The sequence below is a fragment of the Pedobacter hiemivivus genome (assembly GCF_005144565.1).
Classification (GTDB): Bacteria; Bacteroidota; Bacteroidia; order Sphingobacteriales; family Sphingobacteriaceae; genus Pedobacter; species Pedobacter hiemivivus.
In genome coordinates, this window is record NZ_SWDX01000005.1 from 397482 (window position 1) to 419191 (window position 21710).

Below are 21710 nucleotides of genomic sequence, written 5' to 3' on the forward strand. Positions count from 1 at the left end.
GTCTATTGCATTTCGGGCAGTTGTGTATTATATTTGTTTAAGCCTCAGGTAATGAGACCTATTATCTAACCAAATATTAACGCAATGGGAATTATCAACAACGGTCCGAATGGACCATTCATCGGAAGAATGGGCAACATGGTTTGTTACATGTTAAATGGTCAAAATGTATGTCGACAAATCGGATTGAATAACAAACCACCTTCGGAATTACAATTAAGAAACAGAGTGGCAACCAAACTATCTGGTGAGTTTACGTTAGTGATAAGAGATTTTATCGAAACAGGCTTTAGCATTGAGGCCAAATTAAGGAACGATAACGCTTATAATCAAACTATAAAGTACAACAAAAGTCGGATGATTGAGGGAACTTATCCAGCACTTAAGATTGCCTATTCTCAAATTTTATTAAGCAAAGGACTTTTAAAGCCTGCAGAAAATTGGAAGGTTACGCAATTCCCTATGGGACTACAGTTTACCTGGCACACAGACCCTAAGATGGCCTGGCCAGAAGCGGCTGAACAAGTGATGATACTGGCTTATTTCCCTAATGAAAAGCGGGCAGAATACCTATTGTTTGGTAATGACAGAATTTCTGGAAGCGCAACATTGGAACTTCCACCGAGCTTACAAGGGAAATATATGGAGACCTATTTATCTTTTATTGCCGCAGACAGAAAGCAAGTGGCTGACAGTGTATACACCGGCAGTTTTAACAAATCAGAAACAACGGATAACTTGTTATTAAATTCTTGACATGGGCATATTAAAATCGGGGATCATGGGTCCCATTCGCAATAAAACAGGTCCCTCAGTAGGCCGTATGCACAGAAGTATTAACGTGCTTACCGGCGCTTACCGGGCAAGTACTAAACCGCCAACAACTTCGCAATTGGATGCTCAAGGAAAATTTGGACTGCTAAGCGGCTTTTTGACCAATATTGATGATCTAATCAAGCTCGGGTTTAAGCAGTTTTCTAAAGGAAAGGACCCTGTAAATGTGGCGAGTGCTTACAACTATGACCATGCGTTTCTAGTCGATGAAACTGGTTTCACATTGAATTACCCAGAGTTGATGTACAGCAGAGGTTATATTCTCCCAGCCGAAAGTCCTGCTATGTTGGCTTTACCTGGACAAATAGAATTTAACTGGTTACCGCAACGACAATCTATGTACTGTCAATACACTGATATGGCCACTTTTCTGGTTTATAATCCAGCAAAAGGGTATTCTGTGAAAAAGGCATTAGCAACTGATCGTTATGCACAGGGATATATGCTCGACCTACGAGAAGATTTTGTTGGCGATACCGTCCATTGCTATATGAGTTTTGCTTCGAAAGATGGAAAGTTGCAGGGCAATAGCACTTACTTAGGGCAATTGAAATGCGTTTAGAAAAATAAAAGCATCGCTAAGGGCTTACCCTTAGCGGTACATTCGCTTGATTAAATTTCTTAAAAATTATGGATCAGAATAGAGATTATAGCTACGGGCACGAATTCACCATAAACAGCAATGGGATTTACTATCCAAGCACCATGCCTCTTATTGAATTACAAAAATTTGCCTCCAATTTTACGCATCAAATTATATCGGAAGTTTTTTATGCAGAAGTTAAAATAGTGCAGATAATGGACGGAAAGGGGCTAGAATGGGAAATTTCTGAATTTACAGAGGATTCGGGGAATAAGAAGATCGTATCGCTGTCTCGAAAATATACTTTTATAATTGATCCTTTTTGGAAAGTTAGTCTCTCCTATGATCACTGGTACAGTGGGGGAGTCAAAGAACGTTGTCAGCCTAACGAATATTTAGATAATATACTACAAGAAGTTGTAATAAAATTGCAGAGTGAAATTAAGACAGCGCATTGGTCACCCTCCTATTCTCCACGAATTGATAAGTATCTAAAAAATAGAAATTGGACGAATATCCTAAGTCTTAGCAAGAGAAGTTTTAGGGAGCAAACTGTTAAGAAAAACAATCTTACCGAAGGAGCCTTGAAGTTTGCTAAAAGGATCAGAAAAATCAAGAATGAGCAGAAGGATCTTTAAATTTCATCCCAAAACAAGGAATACCGGATCAATGAAAGCGAGGAATAGTTCAAAGAAAGCCAAGCTAGCTGCATTATGTGAATCATTTATTTTTCATAGATTTATGAAATATGAATAAGAATTATCAGGTTGTCCATCATGTATTTTTCTGGTTGAAAAATCCAAGTTCAAAAGAAGATCGTGATCAGTTGGTTGCGGGTGTAAAAACACTTGCAAAAATACCAACGGTACTCGAAATACATGTTGGCATTGTTGCAAGTACAGAAAAACGCGATGTTGTAGATAACAGTTGGGGCGTATCAGAGTTGATCTTTTTTAGTGATCTGGAGGGCCAGGAAACTTATCAAACACATCCCATTCACCTGGAATTTATAAAGAATCATAGTCATTTGTGGGAGAAAGTCATCGTTTATGATGCTGTCCAAGCCTAAAACTAAATCATGAAAAACTTTAATATACTACTATCTACCGCCGTTGTACTGGCACTTTCATCTTGCGGGATGAACAACAACGGTGCACAAAACAGTACTGATGCAGCGAATTCTTCGGCTACTGAAGTTGTAGACAGCACTGCTGAAAAAGGTCTATTTGCAAAGATATCGGTGAAAGACACCATTAAGCTTGGCGAATTGGTGGAACTGAAATTTACGGTGTACAACAATGCCGACACTGCACAACATTTTTGCAAATGGCACACTCCTTTTGAGCCTTTCATAAGCAAATATTTGGATGTAAAATCAGAGTCCGGCGAAGAAGTGAACTACAAAGGCGCGATGGCGAAACGAGTGATGCCACCACCGGCTAGCAGTTATATGGCTGTAAATTCTAAAGACAGTGTTTCTACTACCGTAGATCTTTTAAAAGGATATGACCTCACCAAACCGGCTAAGTATACCATTACTTACGTAGGCCAAAACATGAGCGGACTTATTGTTAAAGACAGTATTTCTTTCGTTTACGCCAAATAATCGACACTAAGCATTGATGAATGATGCTGAACATGAATATGGTGCAAAACCCAGGATACTAATTGTTGCTACTCATTATCATACAACAATTTAAATAATAAGGTGTTATTCTTTTACATACATGAATTTCAATGACATGAAACCAGTAAAAGAAAAAAAGCTAAGACCCAAACAACAACAAAGGAGTCAACCAGGTAAAGAGACTAAAATGGAACCAGCTCCTTTGTTTAGTCCAAAGGACCATTCCCTTAAATTGGCAGGAAAAGTAGCTTTAATCACTGGTGGAGACAGTGGAATAGGCAGAGCGGTTGCCCTTGCTTTTGCACAAGAGGGTGCAGATGTGATGATCAGTTATTTAAATGAGCATACAGATGCCAATGAAACATTAACTCACATTCAAAGTTACGGTAGACGCGGAGTTGCAATTGCCGGAGATATTTCTAATGAAAAGCACTGCATTAAGATTGTTCAGGAAACTATAAAAGAATTCGGTCATCTTGACATTTTGGTTAATAATGCAGCAATTCAGTTTCCAACCAGTAGCATAACAAAAATCACAGCAAAGCATTTAGAAAAAACCTTCAAGACTAATATATTTTCACACTTTTATACCACCAAGGCGGCATTAAAATATCTTAAAAAAGGAGCAAGTATTATCTGTACCACTTCTGTAACGGCTTATCGGGGCAGTGCTCATCTAATAGATTATTCGGCCACAAAAGGGGCAATTGTTTCTTTTGTAAGATCCTTATCAGCTTCTTTGGCTGACCAAAAAATCCGGGTAAACGGAGTAGCACCGGGTCCGGTATGGACACCACTTATTCCGGCAACCTTTACTCCGGAAGAAGTTTCAAAATTCGGATCAGATGTCCCTTTAAAACGAGCAGCACAACCAAATGAAATCGCACCTTGCTACGTTTTTTTAGCTTCTGAAGATGCTAGTTATATAACCGGGCAAATCCTTCATCCTAATGGCGGCGAAATCATTAATGGTTGACAAACCTATTTTTGTGTCGTTTTAAGAAAAGACAAAAGAACCTTCTCATCATTCTCTAACGCGCTTTTCATTGGCTTAATGGATGTATTTATCTTTTTCAACCACTTATTTAGCCCGTCGTTTTTATAGGCTTCCAACAGCAATGGATATACATAAGCACTTTTACAGACTGCTCTGGTGTTCCCCAATTTTTTAGCTACACAATCCAATACCTGAATCTCAACTTTCATTTTAGAAATTTCTTCAGATTGTTTTTCACAGATTGCAAATTGTCTTAAAGCTTCCAATGTACCACCCCAGGTCCTAAAATCTTTTGCTGTAAAATCACTTCCTGTTATTTCCTTAATGTAACTATTGATTTGACCTGAATCTATACTTTTATGAGTTCCGCCATCGGTATAAAATTGAAAAAGTTCCTGACCAGGAATATCTTTACATTTTTTTACAAGCGGCACTAAACGTCTATCCGTTAATGTTACCTCATGTTGAACTCCTTTTTTACCCACAAAAGATAAACGCATTGAATTCCCATTGATTTTAGCATGTTTACCCTTCAATGTACTTAAACCAATGGAGCCATATTGTTGCATATAACTTTTCCCACCTACCCTTAACAAGGTCTTCTGTAATAGATCAACACAAATCGCCAGTACTTTTTGCTCATCAAAATCCTTACGTTTTAGATCCTTTATTATCCTTTTTCTTGCTTCAGGCAATGTCTTTCCAAATTCCAGTAATCTGAAATATTTATAGTCAGATCGCCTACTTATCCATTTACCGTGGTACCGGTATTGTTTTCTATTAGCAGCGTCAATTCCCGTCGCTTGTAAATAAGCATTCGATTTAGGGGCTATCCAGACATTTTTCCATGCAGGAGGTAAAACAAGTAATTTTATCCGTTGCAAATGGTCTTCATCCGTTATTTTATTCCCCTCTTTATCATGATAATAAAATTTACCTGCTTCCCCTCTCCTATAAATTCCCGGCATAGCATCAGTAACATATGCTAAGCCACTCTCTTTAATTTCATCTCTAGTTTCTGGCATAGATCAATGTATTTTATTTAAAACAAGCACTTCCGAGAATGGTTTGCCCTCCTTGCCATGCCGGCCTTGAACTTTTTATGTTTTCCATCTCCCTGATAGTTATTAAAACTGTTTCGGCAGCTTACCTTCGTTTATAAACCTAATGATTTCAGCAAGTCGCCGATTTCTTGTCTCCTCCCTTTTGGCACTAGATAACCAGTAAAAAACAGTTTTCTTGACCGAATTGCTAAGGGCAGTAAAAAAAACTTCGCAATGGCTATGCTCCTTCAGCATTAAAGCCAGGTCTTTAGGCATTGTAAGGTTTTCGACGGCATCCAGCGCTTTCCAGGATCCATCGCGTTTTGCCGCGTTGATAGTCTTCAAACCAGCATCAGTCATTAATCCAAGATCAATTAAATTTTTAACCTTTTCCTTATTAATTCTCGACCAACCGCTTTTAGGTTTTCTTTTTGAAAAAAACTGCATAAATTTCATTTCATCGATAGGGAGTCTTTTACTATCTATCCAACCAAAACAAAGTGCTGTATCTACAGACTCGCTCCAGGATAACCCTGGTAATTCTTTTCCCTTAATCTTCTTGTTATAGATTAACCAGACGCCTTTACATTCTAAATGGTTTAACGCAAGCCATTCGCGCCATTCGATATTGTCTGTTGGATATATCATTAATCTATCTTCCATAGCTATTGTCCTCCGTATTTTTTGTAATAAGCGGCTTTAATATTAACAAATTTAAGACGACCAGTGACAACAGTATGTCATACCGATCGTCAAATCCAACTAATTATAGAATATATGTATTGTTATCTGATTCTTCCTTTAACAGCTTTCATTACGCTATAATCGCAAACTCTATTTTCAATATGTTCAATTTTATATTCTGATAGAAGTTGAGTGAGTATTTGTCTGGTCGTATTTTCATCTAGACCAAGTTTTTCTCCAAGCTCTATTTCATTACAACGGCCATTGCTTTCCTTGAAAGCATTAAAATATTTCTCTTTATTTGTCATAAATTGATTGTTTTTTTTACCGCTATCATCATATGCGGGCTAAATGGTAAAAGGTAGCTATCGTTTTCAGTGATCTGAATGAGTTCCATTAAGGTCTTTCTCTTTTTCATATCCAAAAGGTTCAAAAAGTAGTCTTTATCCAGCCAGGCCATCCCTTCAACTGCATAGGTATTTATATACGTCAAATCCAGTTTCACGAATTCATCTTTTAACTCTTTTGGTTTATGAAAATATGCTTCCGCCAGAAGCCAGGGAAAATCACTCGGGGGATTATGAACACCTGTTGTGAGTTCTTCTTTACACATTTTAAAGAAAGCACCTTTATGAATTAGTCCTTGTAAAAGCCCAACTAAAGTTGATGCAGTATAATTTATAGAAAACCCTAAAATGATACCGTCTCTTTTTACAACTCGTTTGGCTTCACGAATCGCTTTTTCTCTATCTTCTTTTTTTTGAAGATGATACAGCGGTCCGTGTAGAATTACTAAATCAGCAAAATTATCCGGGAAGTCTAAATTCCTGGCTTCTCCTAAAGAAACAAAATATTTATTTTTTAATTTACTAGCTCTATCCTTAGCTATTTGAATATGTTTAAGTACTGGCTCAATTAAGTATACCTCATGACCTTTTTTGGCAAGCCATTCTGAATATTTGCCTGTTCCTCCACCAACATCAATTATTTTAGCCGATGCGAATGGAATATATTTTTCTACGAGTGATTTGATTCTCTCAAATTCAAACACCCCCATACCTTTGTTCAGTCTGGTTTCTTCGGATGCTTTATTATAAAAGAGTTCTATATCTCTACTTATTAACTGTTTACTATTCATCTTGAATATTATTAACCCTTATCCAATTGCAGGAGATACTAATCATCTTGCAATGTGATAAAGCAATTGATTTGATAATCAATCTCTTTTGCTATTAAAAATTGTTGGAAAAAAAAGGTGTATATATTATCCGTTACATCCAGAACCAGATGGTTCCAATGCATTAGGCCTTCGATTTAAGGAGTGTATCTTACGAAGGATTGAATAATATATTAGATATAGTATAACAGATCACAAAGATAGAATTAATTAAAGAGTTTTTTTCCCTATAAACGGACTTTTACCCAACAAAAAATTAATAGCTCTTTCTATATTTCGAGTTCTACTTTCCTCTGTTTTTAAGGATGAAATATATCTTACCATCTCTTTTTGCATTGAAGGGGTAAGTTTATCAAATTTAGACTTTGCTTCTAGATTATTTTTTAATGCCTCTATTAATTTAGGGTGTGGTTTTATCGTTCTATCCGATGGGTCAAATTCAATAGTTACTTTAACGGTTTCTCCAATACGTTTGGGAGAATTTTTAAGCATTAAGGTATTAATATAAAGTAGCCAAAGACCCCTGTACTTTAGTAAGGTTTGTTGGTACGGTAGACTATTTACAGTTCCAGCAACAGGAATATGTCCTTTGTTTTTACCTGCTTGACTAAAAATTTCGGTCAAAATAATTTCCGGGACCTGGACGTATGGATTAATCCCTATTATTTCTATGGTTGCATGGAAGGAATAACTTTTCATTTTCTACTGGCAAATTTTTCGTTCGCGAACTGGAACGAGGTAAAACTACGCTTCGATTAGATAAAGTTAATCAAGTATTAAAACATTAGCTAGTTATCTTGATATCATGAGCGCTCTAGTTTTAAAAATCATTAAATTCATTTAGGTTCTGTTGAAAAGGCACAGTATGCCTTATTGCTGCGCAAAAATCTTCATATCTTGAAATCACCAAGGTCAGATTAAATTGATCGATCGGACAATTAAACCATAATATGAAAAAGCAGCTTTACCTGTGTGTGATTTTATTTGTTGTTGAACTTTGCGTTTTTTCAACAAAAGGTTATTCCCAAATCCAGGCCGATGTGGTTTGGAAAGATGTGGACGGCGTGTCAATGCCAGTCCCCCCAAAGGTTCATCCACGATTATATATTCGTGAACAACAAGTTCCTGATCTAAAAAACAGAATAAACGATCCCGAACTAAAAAAAGTTTGGAACGATATGGTCAAAATGCAGGAAGATTGGAAACCAGAGGAGATTCCGGCAGTCAAAGACTTTCGATTTTTTTTCAACCAGAAAGGACTTACGGTCAGAGCCGAATTAAAGGCCTTGAACTATCTGATGACCAAAAACCCAAAAGTAGGACGAGAAGCCATTACTATGATTATTGATACCCTCGAAACAGCAACCTTTAAGGAGGCTGGTGATATTTCGAGAGGAATTGGTCTGTTTATGGTAACAGGTGCCATTGTATATGACTGGTGCTACGACCAGCTGAAACCTGAAGAGAAAACGCGTTTTGTGAAAGCTTTTGTCCGGTTGGCCAAAATGCTTGAATGTGGTTACCCTCCGGTAAAAGACAAATCTATTGTAGGACATGCCTCAGAGTGGATGATTATGCGAGATCTGCTCTCCGTAGGAATTGCCATTTACGATGAGTTTCCTGAGATGTATAACCTTGCTGCTGGCCGTTTTTTCAGTGAACATCTGGTTGCCCGCAACTGGTTCTATCCTTCCCATAACTATCATCAAGGCATGTCATACCTGAATGTTAGGTTCACCAACGATCTTTTTGCCCTTTGGATATTAGACAGAATGGGAGCCGGAAATGTATTTCATCCTGGACAACAGTTTGTTCTTTATGATATGATCTACAAACGTCGCCCAGATGGACAGATTATGGCAAGTGGTGATGTAGATTACTCTAGAAAAAAGCCCAAATATTATTCCTTACCGACATTCCTTGCAGGTAGCTATTATAAAGATGAGTATTTGAATTACGAATTCCTGAAAGATCCTAAAGTTGAAGCCCATTGCAAATTATTCGAATTTTTATGGCGTGACACTAAACTAGGCAGTCGTAAACCGGATGATTTACCCTTATCCCGATACTCAGGTTCTCCTTTCGGATGGATGATTGCCCGCACTGGATGGGGTCCGGAAAGTGTGATTGCAGAGATGAAAATCAACGAATATTCCTTCCTAAACCATCAACATCAGGATGCCGGAGCATTCCAAATTTACTACAAAGGTCCGCTAGCTATTGATGCCGGATCATACACTGGCTCTTCGGGTGGCTATAACAGTCCACACAATAAAAACTTTTTTAAGCGAACGATCGCGCACAATAGTTTGTTGATTTACGACCCCAAAGAGATTTTCAACACCTCGGGATATGGCGGAGCAGACAAGACTGACTTTGCGGCTAATGATGGTGGACAACGTTTGCCGGGAAAAGGTTGGACCGCTCCACGTGACCTTAAAGAGATGTTGGCAGGCGATTTCAAAACAGGCCAAATTCTTGCCCAAGGCTTTGGTCCCGAAGCTCAAACTCCTGATTATACTTACTTGAAAGGTGATATTACCGCAGCTTATTCAACGAAGGTAAAAGAAGTAAAACGTTCGTTTCTATTCTTAAACCTTAAGGATGCCAAGGTTCCCGCAGCGATGATCGTTTTTGACAAAGTGGTTTCTTCCAGCCCTGATTTTAAAAAATTCTGGTTGTTACACAGTATCGAGCAACCCGAAATAAAGGGCAACCAAATTACTATAAAACGCACAAAAAATGGCGATAGCGGCATGTTGGTCAACACGGCTTTACTACCTGACCTGGCTAATTCTGACATTAAATCTGTGGGTGGCAAGGGTAAAGATTTCTGGGTGTTTGGCACCAATTACACCAATGATCCTAAGCCTGGTACCGACGAAGCATTGGAACGCGGTGCATGGCGTGTGGAAATAACACCAAAAAAGGCTGCATCAGAAGATTACTACCTAAATGTGATGCAAATTGCTGATAACACGCAGCAAAAATTACACGAGGTGAAGCGTATTGATGGCGACAAGGTAGTTGGTGTACAGCTTGCCGATAGAGTCGTTACTTTCGGTAGGACTTCGGAAACGGTAGACCGTCCTTTTAACTTTTCGGTTGTTGGGAAGGGGACATACAAATTCGTAATTACTGATCTTTTACCCGGTACCTGGCAGGTATGGAAAGATGGAAAAGTAGTTCATCCTGCGTTTTCTGTCAGAAGTGATGATGGAACCCTTTATTTCGTCGGAACTGAAGGATCGTATCGTTTTCTGAGATAAAAGACAAAAAGCCGTTTATCCTACATTACCCCCTATTCTGTTGTAAATATTTTCGAGTTTGAAGGACCTGATATTTCCTAGTCTCATATGTTTTGCAACATCATATTCCTTAAAGCCATTATTGTGCAAAAAATCTGTAGCCAACAGGTTATCTATAGGAAAAGATACTTTGTCATTAGATTTTAAATGAAGTTTTAAAAGTTCAAGGCCGGCTGATGAATTATTTGCAACAATTAACCCATCACCAAGAGCCGGCAAATAGAAACCTTCAATTGTATGATTATTAATATACACAAATCCATTTTCAAGAGAATTTTCAAGATGCATCATTCTTTCCTCTCCCGTAGTCATTTTATCAAGGATTGAAATTTCGTCTTTGAAATCTTGATTATAAGGTATTACCTGATCTGAGATCACCAATTCTTCATCAAATTTTACATCTTTAAAAAACAAGTATTCTGTATCAGTAACAAAACCCAGCTTTTCATATACTGGAGCACCGAGCTTAGTCGCGATTAAATAAATAGTCTCACATTTATTTTGCTTCGCAATATCAATCAGCGCTTGTGTAACACATTTTCCGATTCCATTACCTCTTTGATCAGGGTGGACTATAATGTGGCCAAGCCAAGCTACATCATTATGAATAATGGTTGCACCTAATCCAACAATTTTATCATCAACCACAACCTTAATTGGAAAGCAAAAGGATGATTGTACATAAAAACCGAAACTCGGTTTGATCTCATTCCACCCTTCAGGTGTTAAATCTGATATTAAATTTAATTCCTTGTATTCTAAAGCTAGTATTTTCATTGGTTTTTGGGCTATTTAATCTCAATGATTAAATAGAAATTAGATAATCTTCAAATTCTTAAACCGTAACTCATCCAGCTTGGGGTCATCACTTGGAAGTTCAGTTACTAAAACGTTAATTCCCTGCAAGCCGCAGACTACAAAAGGTTCGTTGGCACCTACTTTATTGCTATTGCTGAGCACAACTACCGTTTTCGAACCTTTTATCATTGCCTTCTTTACAGCGCCATCCTCTCTTATTGCCGAGGTGATGCCGAAATCCTTCGAGATTGCACAGGTGCCCATAAGATAAAGATCCACGACGAACTCAGCCGCCTCATCACACGTTCTGGCACCAGTATTTGTTTGTGTATCCCGGTCATAGTTCCCGCCAAGTACAATTACTTCTATGTCCCGGAACCGGGCCAACAAAGGAACCAGAGCCATATTATTGGTGATAACCCTTAATGAGGTATTAGTTGGTAAACATTCCGCAACCGCACATATCGTGGTTCCACCATCCATGAACACACTCATACCAGCCTTAAGTAATGGCTGAACCTTCATCCCGATTACCTCTTTTTCCGTAGACAGAAAATCAGTGCGGTCTTGAAAGGAAAGGGGATTTTTGTCACGCGATATCGCTCCGCCTCTAACTTTTGACAACAGACCATTTTCGTGTAGGTAGTCAATGTCTCTGCGAATAGTGTCCTCAGAAACTGACAGGTCTCTAGACATTCCGCTATAGGTGATCGTACCTGTAGTCTTTAAACTAGCGATTATATGCTCAAACCTTTTTTCTCTGATCATTTACCAACAAATGTAATTCTTTCAGTCCATTGCATAAAATCCTCCTATCATTAAAGCATTTTCTAATTCACACCAGATACAGTTATTTGCAAATTTGCAATATATTGCATTAATTTGCATGATGGATAATAACCAGATCACAACGAAAGCCAAAAAAGCGACACAATATATTTTCCTGGTATGCGGGTTTGCCCTCTCCAGCTGGGCACCCATGGTGCCTTTCGTAAAAGAAAGGCTACACTTAAATGATGCCAATCTTGGGCTACTGCTGCTGCTTTTAGGGGCTGGGGCGATTTCAATGATGCCGCTGAGTGGATATCTTTCTAAGCTTTATGGTACAAGGGTCGTCATATTGATTTCGGGACTGGTCGCTGCTATCTTCCTTCCCATATTGTTATTGATGCCAAATCCATGGATGATGGGGGCGGCACTCTTTGTTTTTGGAGCGGGGATCGGTGTCATTGATGTAGCGATGAATTCCCATGGTATCCATGTTCAGAACCAGTATCGTCGCCCCATCATGTCATCCCTTCATGGTCTTTTTAGTGTAGGTGGCCTGTGTGGCTCTCTGGGACTGGGATTATTGATGCGTGCAGGACTCAATCCATTAACTGCCGCAATTTCAATTTCGATACTACTTATAATCATCCTGCTATGGAAATATCAGTTTCTGTTCTCCAAAGAGCAAGAAGGTGATATGCAGGAAAATAATATACACCCAGAAAATAAAATAAAACCCAGATCGGGATGGCTCAGTTCCAGCGTAATTTTTCTTGGCGCAGCATGTTTTGCCGTATTTCTGTCCGAAGGAGCCATGTTGGATTGGAGTGCGCTTTTTTTAAAGGAGAGTAGAGGAATAGATGCAGAGCTTGCGGGAGTTGGGTATGCGACCTTTTCTATTGCAATGGCAATCATGCGGCTCTTAGGGGATCGCATAGTTGAGCGATTTAGTGGAAAAACAGTGGTGGTTGGTGGTGGCCTCATCGCTGCCATAGGAATCTTTATTGCTGTGGCAACGCCATGGATTCCGACTACCCTTCTTGGCTTTGCGCTCCTGGGCGTAGGTGCCGCAAACATAGTACCGGTATTCTTTAGCGAGGGCGGCAGACTTAAAGGAATACCCGCTTCAACCGCTATTCCGGCGATTAGCACCATGGGCTACGCAGGTCAGCTTGCGGGCCCTGCGCTTCTGGGATTTATCGCCTACCACTTTTCCTTAACTGCTGCACTGACCTTTACTGGGGCATTGCTTTTAAGTGTCGCTTTAACTTATGCATTCAGGAAACCTAATGTTTAATTTTTTTACATACGTCATGAAAGACGCTACTAATATTAATTGCAGCTTATTTCCCTCGTTTCAACCAGATCAAAAAACCAGTAACAGGCAAGCCAGCGGCAATCAGCCCAGCCAAAAACGTTAGTAATTTGCCACCAAGCCCCAATACACTACCCGTATGCAGGTCATAATTCATAGCGATCACCTTAGCTCCCAAAGAAAGTTGCCCAAAAGCATCTCCTTTTTGCAACAACTTTCCACTGTACCGATCAAACTTATATTGTACCCGATCATACAAACGCATATCACTCTGATAAGCTGAAACATTCACCGTTCCACTGTTGGCAGAAGGAAAATTATACAGGAAATAAGCGGTTCTGGGCGAAGCCTTTAAGGCCTGGCCAAGAATCAGGTCATTTGGCATGATCTCCGATACCTGTGTAGTATCAGACAATATCTTCGCCTTATTTTCCGTGGTCAGTTCAAAAGACCACCTCAGCCCAGTCAGCGCAATCACCATTAATGCCAGAAAACTATAGAAACCCAAGACATTATGCAGGTCGTAATTCAGTCTTTTAAATTTCGCGTTCCATTTTACCTTGAAACTTTTCTTCAATTGTTTAGGCTTCCAGTTCTTAGGCCACCATAACACTATCCCTGAAATCAACAAAATCACGAAACAAACCACCGACCAGCGCACAACGAAGTGTCCAACATTGTTTCCTAACAACAAATTCATGTGCAAAGCCAAAACCACTGTAAAAAATTCCCTTTTGGCATCCTCCTTAAATACCACTTGCCCAGTATAAGGATTCAGGTAAACCTTATCATAATACTGATAATAATTCCAATAGCCAAAAGCCTCCCTGTTTAGCTTCATTGCCCTGAACATGTACGTTCTTCCTGGTGATTGAGAAAGTTCCGCCCTCGATATCTTCCGATCTTTGCCTATCGCTTCTTCTGCGATTAATTTTAACTGGCTCAAAGGCAAACGTACTGACCCTTCAGAAACCCTTACCTGCAGCCGATCCTTATAAATCAGCTCCTTTATTTCATCTGAAAACGCATAAATCGCCCCCGTAATTCCCAAGATAAACACCACTAGCCCGGAAGCGAGTCCGAGCCAGAGGTGTATTTGTCCAATGATTTTTTTAAGGTTCAATATTAAAATTTAAATGTTAAGCTTGCTGCAATGGTTCTTGGCAGTTGCGGAGTCAATACACCCTGTCCTGCAAAATACTTTTCATCCGCTAAGTTATCAACTTTAACACCTAATCTGTATTGAGGCTTATCATAAAATATGGTTGCCGTTGCCATGATATAAGACGGTAAGGTAAATACGCCCGTAGTAAGTGTATTTGAAGTGCGGTGTTTGTCAATGAAATTAATTCCCGTACCAATCCCAAGTCCTTTTATGTTACCGCGCGGAATGGCGTAACTGATCCAGGAGTTGATTAATGTTGCCGGCCCTGCCGACGGAGGTCTGCGCCCTTCAGTTTGTACAGTTGATTTCACCAGTTTACTGTCATTATAGCTATAACCGGCAATGATATTTAATCCTTCAATCGGGTTGGCGATAAGTTCCAATTCAACTCCTTTGCTTTTTTGTGTACCATTCTGTACAGTGACCATATAATTTGTTCCAGCCACAGTTACCTGTTCTGAACGGGTCATGTCTTTCACAGAGATATCATAGGCACTGGCTGTAAAACTCAGTTTACCTTCAAATAATTCCATCTTTATTCCTGCTTCAAACTGATTGGCCTGCTGGGGTTTAAAAGTACCCGAAGCATTAGACCCCGCCGGCTGTGTAACCGGTGCTACGTAGCTAAAACCGTTCATGTAATTACCAAAAACAGACACCTTGTCTTTCAACAACTGGTACACCAGACCAAGCTTAGGAGAAACAGATGTTTGCAGATAACTACTGCTATCTGCAAGCTTAGCGATTGCCTGATTATAAGTGCCCCGGTTATGAAAGCGGTCAACACGCAGGCTTAACATGGCAGCCAGCCTATCAGTAACATTCAATACGTTGGACGCATAGGCGCTGTAAATATTGCTTTTGGTATTGTTCTTTGTTGGGGGATAGTTGTACTTCTTCGGATCCTGCTTGTACAGTCTTGCCAGGCTATCCAGTCCGGCTTCTATCGCCAAGCGCGAAATCCTTGTATAATTAGCGTCTGCTATTATACCACTTGTGTTGTCAAATACCAGGTAAGGTGAATTATTATTGTTGATCGTCTGGTTCAGATAATCAAGCCCCACAACCAACCTGTTACGCAGGCCTGCAATCTTAAAATCACCGATAAAATTTTGCTGAAGATCTGTAGCTGTATTTACAGAATTTTGCAGGGAGACGTTACGTTCCAGCATTTCATCAGATTTAGCCCCGCGAACAAACTGGTATTGATAAAACCCATCAGACTTGCGGGTGTTGCTTGAATAAATGGTCTGCGAAGTCCATTGATCCGACAGCTTATAAGTAATCTGAGCCCTTATATTTACTGTCGGATTTCTCATGATAATATCATTACTGGTGAACGAGCGTTTCCAGTCATAATTTAATTCCTTAGGTGTAGTCGCAATAAATCCACGAACGCGGTTTAAAAAAATAGAAGGAGAACTTGTCCCTTTCAGCTCGTAGAAACTGGCATTCAGATTCAGTGTTAACCTTTCAATTGCTCTATATTCAAATGCAGGGGCTATAAAAATTGACTTTTTGAATCCTGCATCCTGAAAGCTGTTCTGATTTTGGTACGCCGCATTCATCCGGAACAATAGTTTTTTGTCTTTATTCACCGGGCCATAAACATCGGCAGAAATGCGGTTCAGACCATAGCTCCCTGTGGTGTAATTCAACTCTCCCCCCAGTGTATCTACAGGCTTTTTGGTAGCAATGTTGATCAAACCACCAAAAGCTACCACGGCACCACCGTATAAAGTACCAGATGGCCCCTTAATCAGTTCCACACGTTCAATATTTACAGGATCAATCTCTCCATTGGTCTGTGAAGGCACTCCGTCTACCAGCGACGCTTCCGTACGGAAACCGCGCATAACATAAGAAGAGGCGCCATCGGTATTGATTCCTCTGGTACCTTGTATTTTATAGATCCCAGGGCTATTCTTTAATGACATACTGAACTCCGTAACCATTTGTTCTGTCAGCAAAGTCTTAGGAATGGTTGTATAGATCTGTGGATTCTCCAGGTTACCTAAAGGCATTTTAGCTGCCGTAGTTGTTCTCTTTACCGCGAACTTATTGGTGCTGCCACCGTTGATCACCACTTCTTCCAGCTGATCGTTGTTCTCTGCAAGCACAAAATCTACAGAAACCGCTTCTCCGGCAAGTACAGTTACTTCCTTTTGCTGGACACCAAGCCCTACAAAACTGGCCATAAGCTGATAAGTTCCAGCTTCCAGGTCTTTCAATGCATAATTACCACGGGCGTCAACCTGCGCGCTTCTTATCCCTTTAATACCTACCGTAACAAATTCTGCAGGCTTTCCGTCATTTGTTCTCACTTTACCTTTGATACTGCCCTTAACGCCTGAGGTCTGTATAGTTACCTGCGTACCATTTACACTTAAGCCTTTAAGCTGGGTACCGAGCAATTCCGCTAAGGCATCTTTCAGCGATTTACCTTTAAAATTCACATTCACACGCTTCTGCACATTCAGTTGTGTACTGCTGTATGAAAACCGCACTCCGGCAGCATCGCCAACAGCTTTGAGCACATCAGCCACACTAACGTTGCTCAGTTGAAGCGTTACCGGCTTTTCCAGAACGGGGTTTTGCTGTGCATCACTGCTAAGGGGCAGATACAGCACAAAGCAGATTAAAAGCAGAAATTTTACGAATTGTTTCTTTTGGGTACATCCTTTGTACATACTTTTGTTTGTTGTTAAATTAATGATGAATTGATTTTTCAATAGCCCGGTATGAAGTTTGGCGACCGAAACCGGGTTTATTTTTAGAATTGGATTGGAGTGATCAATAGATAATAAATGTCTGGCCATGCTGCTTATAATTGAACTTTACTGCGAAGCCCATACTTTCCAACACCACGCTTAGCGCCGGGTTGTTAAAACTACCTGTATAGCGCTCTTTGCGCAGTGCTTGCCTGTTAATCGTAATTTTCACATTATACCAGCGCTCGAGTACCTGTGCCACCTCTTGCATTGTTACATTGTCAAAAAGCAACTCGTTATTTCTCCAGGCAGTATATTTACCTGCATGCACCTCCTCGGTTTTCATAGATGAAACTCCTGAGCTGCCTATTTGAAACACACCGCGTTTATTGGCGGTCAGAATTTGATGCTGTTTACCCGAATCCCCACTAAACTGAACCTTGCCTTCTTCGACGACTACTGATGTCGCTGTTTCAGCTACCAGGGCCCTTAAGTTAAACCTGGTCCCCAACACTTGAACTTTGGTCTTTGCGGTATGGATCACAAAAGGTTTTGACCGATCTTTAGCTACATTGAAATAAGCTTCCCCGCTAAATTCCAGCTCCCTGAGATGGCCTTTAAAACTTACAGGAAACCTCAAAATGCTTTCTGCATTCATCCAGACGATTGTCCCATCAGGCAACGATACGCTTAGTTTCTGCCCTTTAAGTGTCTTTACTTCTTTATAAGCCAGCGTACGATTAGGATTCTCGCTTTTAAGTTTTGTATTTAGGTAAAAAAGAGTTGCCAGTACCAGCATAAGGCAAGCTGCAAGCTGCAAGATTATCCGGTAATTGAATTTAAAGCCCCTTCTTTGTTCCTGTACTTCAGGAATGTGGTAACGACTTGAAATTTTCTTCCAGCCTTTATCTTCTATAGCGTTTAAATCTATATTTTCTGGAAAGCTCATTTCCACCTCATCCGACTCCAGCCATTGTTGAACAATATCTTGTTCATCCGGACTGCATTGCCCCTGGTGGTAACGTTCAATAAGTTCCTTTGTAATCTGCATACATCCCAGGCACCACTGATGTGCCCATATACCTTAAGCCGGATAAATCGGCATTTCTCCTAGGCGGATTTGTAAAAAAAAATATTTGCGCTTTACATTATTTGACAACTACCTGAATTCCTTCAGATTATTTCTTAAAAAACTCATTGCCTTATAAAGGTGATATTCCACTGTTTTCTCTGAGATCAACAAGGCAGTAGCAATTGATTTATTGTTCATCCCCTGCTCCTGGCTTAAGCGATACACTTCCCGGCAACGGCATGGCAGCTCATCCACCAATACGTCCAGACTTCCTTTCAGTGCGTTGAAAAACACCTGTTCTTCTGTACAATTTCTGCTGCCACATAGATTTTGTAGCGCACAATTGATGTGCAGCCTGTGACTGTTACTGGTACGCAGATATTCAAAAGCTTCTAGTTTGGCTGCCCGATTTAAATACTGCTCAATGCTTGTTTTAATGATGAGCTTCTCCCGGCGCTCCCAGAGTGAGGCAAATAGATCCTGACTGATTTCTTCAGCAATTTCTTCATCATGTGTATAATGAAAAATTATACCAAATACACTTTTCCAACAACTCCGGTAGATATGCGCAAAGCCTTGCTCGTCCATTTGGTGAACAGCAAACCGAGGGTGTCGGTCTTGATTTGAAGGAGATCCAGGCACAATGATTAAATTTGCCCAAAGCTAAGTATTTAATTGGAATGAATCTAAATAATGGAGTGGTTTTATTTACTCCGAGTATTCATCTCCGTTAGGAGTTATTTTTTAACTTCGGGGCATAAACAAAATTGCAAATTAAGCTCCATTAAATGAACGCCAATCAATTACATATCAGAAGAGCTGAGCTGGAAGATGCCAACAAAATTTTTGACCTCTACAAAACCGTAAGTAAGATACTTGGAGGCCTTGCCCGGACTGAGACAGAGATCACAAAGGGCTATCAACTAGAACCTGCGGTTTTTAGACATGTTTTAAGCGAACTTACAATTGCAGTAGACCCCGACTATCAAGGTAAAGGTCTGGGGAAAAAGCTTTTTCAGACGTTGCTAGCTGATGTTCAATCCAATAGGACTGAAATTTTAAGGGTTGAACTGATTGCCAGAGAAACAAATTCAAGAGCTATTCAATTATATGAAAAACTTGGTTTTAAAATTGAAGGGAGATTTGAAAAAAGGATTAGCAATAACAGTATATCATTTGAGGCAGATATTCCAATGGCTTGGTTCCCAAATGCAATTTAGCATTAAATAGAACTAGGCGCAGAGATGTTCATCCATATCTCTTTCGTCATTTCAAATTTAATCTCTTTCTGCCCGTTGTTTCCATTTTCTACCCAACCAGATTTCCGGTAAAATTCCGCAGCCCTTGTTTTAGGACTGGTTCCTAACCAGACATTGTCTTTCTCATTAGAAAAATACCAGTTCAGCATTAAATCCTGCAATTGTCTTCCAATACCCTTTCCTTCAAACTCCGGCAATAGAAACAACGCCCAGATATTTTCTTCCTTTAAATCAGCGATAGAGAATCCAACGATTTGTCCATCAATTTCGCACACCCAGCCCTTCCCTCTTACAGTTAAAAATTCTACATAATCATGGTACGTAATCAAATCAGGATTTGACAATGCATTTTCGGTTACAGCATTTCTAACCAAATGAATTGGCGCTATGTCTTCAACTGTTGCTTCTCTAAAGTTCATAGGTTTAATAAAATTGGGACAAAATAAGTATCCATTTTCTTGATTGCAGCAAATTAGCAAAATAAAAATTAATTAAAAAAGGCTCCCTTCGGGAGCCTTTAGCTTTATATGCAATCAAAAAACTTATTTGTTATGGTTAATGCTTCCCTTTTCCATTACCCTTTCCGGCCCCATGGTCTTTCCCCTTGCCTGCATCATTCTTTTTTGAATACATTTTTTTTGCTTGTCCTGGCGGCATTCCATGAGGATGACCTTTAACTACATAGTAGCGTGGATCGTCACTATACTTGATCGCCTTTTGCCCTTTTACTTTTTTATATTTTGCATAGCGAACCCTATCATTATCAAAATTATGATAAGCGTCTCTCGAATTGATTACTACCTTATACCCATTATATAAATCATATCCGCTGTATCTGCTAGGCAGTGAAGCTGAAAAGTTCCATCTACCATTATCCAAATAGATAAACTGTTTTTTAGGTACATAATAGTAACTCTCAACATCTGGGAGATAGTAGTAATCTGCATGATCGTAACCTACAGGTCCCCATAAGGGCTGTGATCCGATATTTACGTTTATACTCACTTGCGCAGAAGCCCGGAACGAAACAAAGCCAATTGCAATAAGAAGAGTTAGAAATATTTTTTTCATAGTTGACTATTTTAGTAAGCAGTTGAGGAAGTTACGCAATTTATTGCTTAAGTGTAATCGTGCCTAAGCTGGTGTTTTGACCAAGAGCCACATTAACATTTGTAATGGTACTGTCTCTATAGCCAACAACGGGAACAAATTTTACTGAATAACTACCTGATCCTAGTCCACCAACAGTGAATTTACCAGTCAAAGGATCTGCAATTGTACCTACGGTATCAGTTCCTGCAATAACCAATACTTCGGGGTGGCTCAACAATGGCAATACAGTTCCTGATATTAAACCAGATGTCGCTGCTGTGATCCCTCTAACTACAGGTTTAAGCAAGTACTTACCATTTCCGGTACTAACGATCGATTTCGCTGCATCAAAATCAAGCAATAATGAATACGTTACCCCAGGAACCAATGATGGGTTTGCTTTAAGTTTAACTTTCCAGCCAGATGATTGTCCGCTTGGAGTAGTGAGTGCCTGTGAAACACCACCAACCACAATAGTATTTCCTGAATCGTTCAATACCAATCTTACTTCAGTGATTTCGCCACTTGGCATTTCTCCTGAAGCAACCAGAATATCAGGATTACTGCTCCCGATTCTAAAATCCAGGATATTAAAGATGTTCGTTGTGGAAGCGAACGTATAAGGCTTACCATCTGAAAATAGTACGATTTCTTTAACACTCAGGTTGATCTTGTCAAAGTTTCCAGGGGCATCAGTCATTCGGATCTCGACTTTAGTTGTTCCGCTCGCAGAACTGTTATTGTCTTTTTTGCATCCAATAAAGAGCGCAAGTCCTGCAAAAAAGCAGGCTAATCCAGAATACATGATTCTCTTTTTCATAAGTTTAGATTTTAGTGAATATTAACATTTTCGTTACTCAAAATTGAAGCACGAACATGAATTCAACATGAAATTCTGAGTTTATTTGACCCCAAAATTTCATCTTAAATTCATGTTCAGTGGAGACATTTGTTAGGGAGATAAAATCTTTATATTTACATAATGGACAGACCATTCATTTTCAAGGCATTATTAACTTGTATTTTTATTTTGGCCACTCCTTTTTTGCTTTGGGCGACTATACCAATGAAAGAAGGAAAAAAGGACCAACTACAGGATGAAGGCAAGCAAAAACCAGAGAACAAAGAAAAATCTAATCCTAAACAGGCACCTAATAAACCCGACATCAGAGAAGTACCTAAAGCCCGTAAGCAATCAAGACCACCCGTGGTTAAGCCAAATATTAAAGTAAAGCCTATTAAGGTTATCCGTCCAAAAATCAAAAGACCGTAGTATA

At 39.6% G+C, this 21710-nt stretch carries 24 protein-coding genes; 10 read left to right on the forward strand and 14 right to left on the reverse strand.

Annotation, left to right across the window (positions count from 1 at the left end; genetic code table 11):
* Positions 1–84: 84 nt before the first annotated feature.
* From FBD94_RS14790 to FBD94_RS14815, 6 genes are all read left to right on the forward strand, one after another.
* Positions 85–756, forward strand: a complete 672-nt coding sequence (locus FBD94_RS14790) for a DUF6266 family protein (RefSeq protein WP_136880740.1) — start codon at positions 85–87, stop codon at positions 754–756.
* Position 757: 1 nt separating this feature from the next.
* Positions 758–1396, forward strand: a complete 639-nt coding sequence (locus FBD94_RS14795) for a DUF6266 family protein (RefSeq protein WP_136880741.1) — start codon at positions 758–760, stop codon at positions 1394–1396.
* 68 nt (positions 1397–1464) lie between these two features.
* Positions 1465–2055: a hypothetical protein gene (locus FBD94_RS14800; protein WP_136880742.1), complete on the forward strand. Its 591-nt coding sequence runs from the start codon at positions 1465–1467 to the stop codon at positions 2053–2055.
* 110 nt (positions 2056–2165) lie between these two features.
* The gene (locus FBD94_RS14805; protein ID WP_136880743.1) at positions 2166–2486 is read left to right on the forward strand and encodes a Dabb family protein; all 321 of its coding nucleotides are present in this window, start codon (positions 2166–2168) and stop codon (positions 2484–2486) included.
* 9 nt (positions 2487–2495) lie between these two features.
* On the forward strand, positions 2496–3023 hold the full coding sequence (locus FBD94_RS14810; protein ID WP_136880744.1) for a protease: 528 nt from the start codon (positions 2496–2498) through the stop codon (positions 3021–3023).
* A 136-nt stretch (positions 3024–3159) separates the two neighbouring features.
* On the forward strand, positions 3160–4020 hold the full coding sequence (locus FBD94_RS14815) for an SDR family oxidoreductase (protein ID WP_136880745.1): 861 nt from the start codon (positions 3160–3162) through the stop codon (positions 4018–4020).
* A 5-nt stretch (positions 4021–4025) separates the two neighbouring features.
* Here FBD94_RS14815 and FBD94_RS14820 read toward each other — a convergent pair whose 3' ends face one another.
* From FBD94_RS14820 to FBD94_RS14840, 5 genes are all read right to left on the reverse strand, one after another.
* The gene (locus FBD94_RS14820; protein ID WP_131608193.1) at positions 4026–5066 is read right to left on the reverse strand and encodes a DNA topoisomerase IB; all 1041 of its coding nucleotides are present in this window, start codon (positions 5064–5066) and stop codon (positions 4026–4028) included.
* Positions 5067–5168: 102 nt separating this feature from the next.
* Positions 5169–5747, reverse strand: a complete 579-nt coding sequence (locus FBD94_RS14825) for a YdeI/OmpD-associated family protein (protein WP_136880746.1) — start codon at positions 5745–5747, stop codon at positions 5169–5171.
* A 122-nt stretch (positions 5748–5869) separates the two neighbouring features.
* Positions 5870–6076 carry a hypothetical protein gene (locus tag FBD94_RS14830; RefSeq protein WP_136880747.1) on the reverse strand — a complete coding sequence of 69 codons (207 nt, stop codon included), beginning with the start codon at positions 6074–6076 and terminating at the stop codon, positions 5870–5872.
* The gene (locus FBD94_RS14835) at positions 6073–6906 is read right to left on the reverse strand and encodes a class I SAM-dependent methyltransferase (RefSeq protein ID WP_136880748.1); all 834 of its coding nucleotides are present in this window, start codon (positions 6904–6906) and stop codon (positions 6073–6075) included. The genes FBD94_RS14830 and FBD94_RS14835 overlap by 4 nt, the downstream gene beginning before the upstream one ends.
* Positions 6907–7155: 249 nt before the next feature.
* Positions 7156–7644, reverse strand: a complete 489-nt coding sequence (locus FBD94_RS14840; protein WP_136880749.1) for a YdeI/OmpD-associated family protein — start codon at positions 7642–7644, stop codon at positions 7156–7158.
* Positions 7645–7895: 251 nt separating this feature from the next.
* Here FBD94_RS14840 and hepB point away from each other — a divergent pair, with 251 nt between their 5' ends.
* The gene (hepB, locus tag FBD94_RS14845) at positions 7896–10214 is read left to right on the forward strand and encodes a heparin/heparin-sulfate lyase HepB (protein ID WP_136880750.1); all 2319 of its coding nucleotides are present in this window, start codon (positions 7896–7898) and stop codon (positions 10212–10214) included.
* A 15-nt stretch (positions 10215–10229) separates the two neighbouring features.
* Here the strand turns inward: hepB and FBD94_RS14850 are convergent, their stop codons facing one another.
* Together FBD94_RS14850 and FBD94_RS26455 are read right to left on the reverse strand one after the other, a co-directional pair.
* Positions 10230–11030: a GNAT family N-acetyltransferase gene (locus FBD94_RS14850; protein WP_136880751.1), complete on the reverse strand. Its 801-nt coding sequence runs from the start codon at positions 11028–11030 to the stop codon at positions 10230–10232.
* 39 nt (positions 11031–11069) lie between these two features.
* Positions 11070–11819 (reverse strand): DeoR/GlpR family DNA-binding transcription regulator, encoded by a 750-nt coding sequence (locus FBD94_RS26455; protein ID WP_136880752.1) that lies wholly within the window; start codon positions 11817–11819, stop codon positions 11070–11072.
* A gap of 121 nt (positions 11820–11940) precedes the next feature.
* Here FBD94_RS26455 and FBD94_RS14860 point away from each other — a divergent pair, with 121 nt between their 5' ends.
* On the forward strand, positions 11941–13116 hold the full coding sequence (locus FBD94_RS14860) for an MFS transporter (protein WP_136880915.1): 1176 nt from the start codon (positions 11941–11943) through the stop codon (positions 13114–13116).
* Positions 13117–13162: 46 nt separating this feature from the next.
* Here FBD94_RS14860 and FBD94_RS14865 read toward each other — a convergent pair whose 3' ends face one another.
* The 4 genes from FBD94_RS14865 to FBD94_RS14880 all read right to left on the reverse strand — a co-directional run bounded on the left by FBD94_RS14865 (position 13163) and on the right by FBD94_RS14880 (position 18670).
* Positions 13163–14257, reverse strand: a complete 1095-nt coding sequence (locus FBD94_RS14865; protein ID WP_169472316.1) for a PepSY-associated TM helix domain-containing protein — start codon at positions 14255–14257, stop codon at positions 13163–13165.
* Positions 14258–14259: 2 nt separating this feature from the next.
* Positions 14260–17118 (reverse strand): TonB-dependent siderophore receptor, encoded by a 2859-nt coding sequence (locus FBD94_RS14870; RefSeq protein ID WP_235884494.1) that lies wholly within the window; start codon positions 17116–17118, stop codon positions 14260–14262.
* Entirely contained in the window at positions 17093–18061 is a 969-nt protein-coding gene (locus tag FBD94_RS14875) for a FecR family protein (RefSeq protein WP_136880754.1), read from the reverse strand. The genes FBD94_RS14870 and FBD94_RS14875 overlap by 26 nt, the downstream gene beginning before the upstream one ends.
* Positions 18062–18169: 108 nt before the next feature.
* The gene (locus FBD94_RS14880) at positions 18170–18670 is read right to left on the reverse strand and encodes an RNA polymerase sigma-70 factor (RefSeq protein ID WP_136880755.1); all 501 of its coding nucleotides are present in this window, start codon (positions 18668–18670) and stop codon (positions 18170–18172) included.
* A 200-nt stretch (positions 18671–18870) separates the two neighbouring features.
* Here FBD94_RS14880 and FBD94_RS14885 point away from each other — a divergent pair, with 200 nt between their 5' ends.
* The gene (locus FBD94_RS14885; protein ID WP_136880756.1) at positions 18871–19302 is read left to right on the forward strand and encodes a GNAT family N-acetyltransferase; all 432 of its coding nucleotides are present in this window, start codon (positions 18871–18873) and stop codon (positions 19300–19302) included.
* A 2-nt stretch (positions 19303–19304) separates the two neighbouring features.
* On the opposite strand, the gene FBD94_RS14890 is transcribed toward FBD94_RS14885, so the two are convergent.
* From FBD94_RS14890 to FBD94_RS14900, 3 genes are all read right to left on the reverse strand, one after another.
* Positions 19305–19760 carry a GNAT family N-acetyltransferase gene (locus FBD94_RS14890; protein WP_136880757.1) on the reverse strand — a complete coding sequence of 152 codons (456 nt, stop codon included), beginning with the start codon at positions 19758–19760 and terminating at the stop codon, positions 19305–19307.
* Positions 19761–19896: 136 nt separating this feature from the next.
* Positions 19897–20412 (reverse strand): hypothetical protein, encoded by a 516-nt coding sequence (locus tag FBD94_RS14895; protein ID WP_136880758.1) that lies wholly within the window; start codon positions 20410–20412, stop codon positions 19897–19899.
* Between the two features lie 40 nt (positions 20413–20452).
* Positions 20453–21253: a DUF4382 domain-containing protein gene (locus FBD94_RS14900; protein ID WP_136880759.1), complete on the reverse strand. Its 801-nt coding sequence runs from the start codon at positions 21251–21253 to the stop codon at positions 20453–20455.
* Positions 21254–21499: 246 nt separating this feature from the next.
* Here FBD94_RS14900 and FBD94_RS14905 point away from each other — a divergent pair, with 246 nt between their 5' ends.
* Positions 21500–21706: a hypothetical protein gene (locus FBD94_RS14905; RefSeq protein ID WP_136880760.1), complete on the forward strand. Its 207-nt coding sequence runs from the start codon at positions 21500–21502 to the stop codon at positions 21704–21706.
* Positions 21707–21710 lie beyond the last annotated feature (4 nt).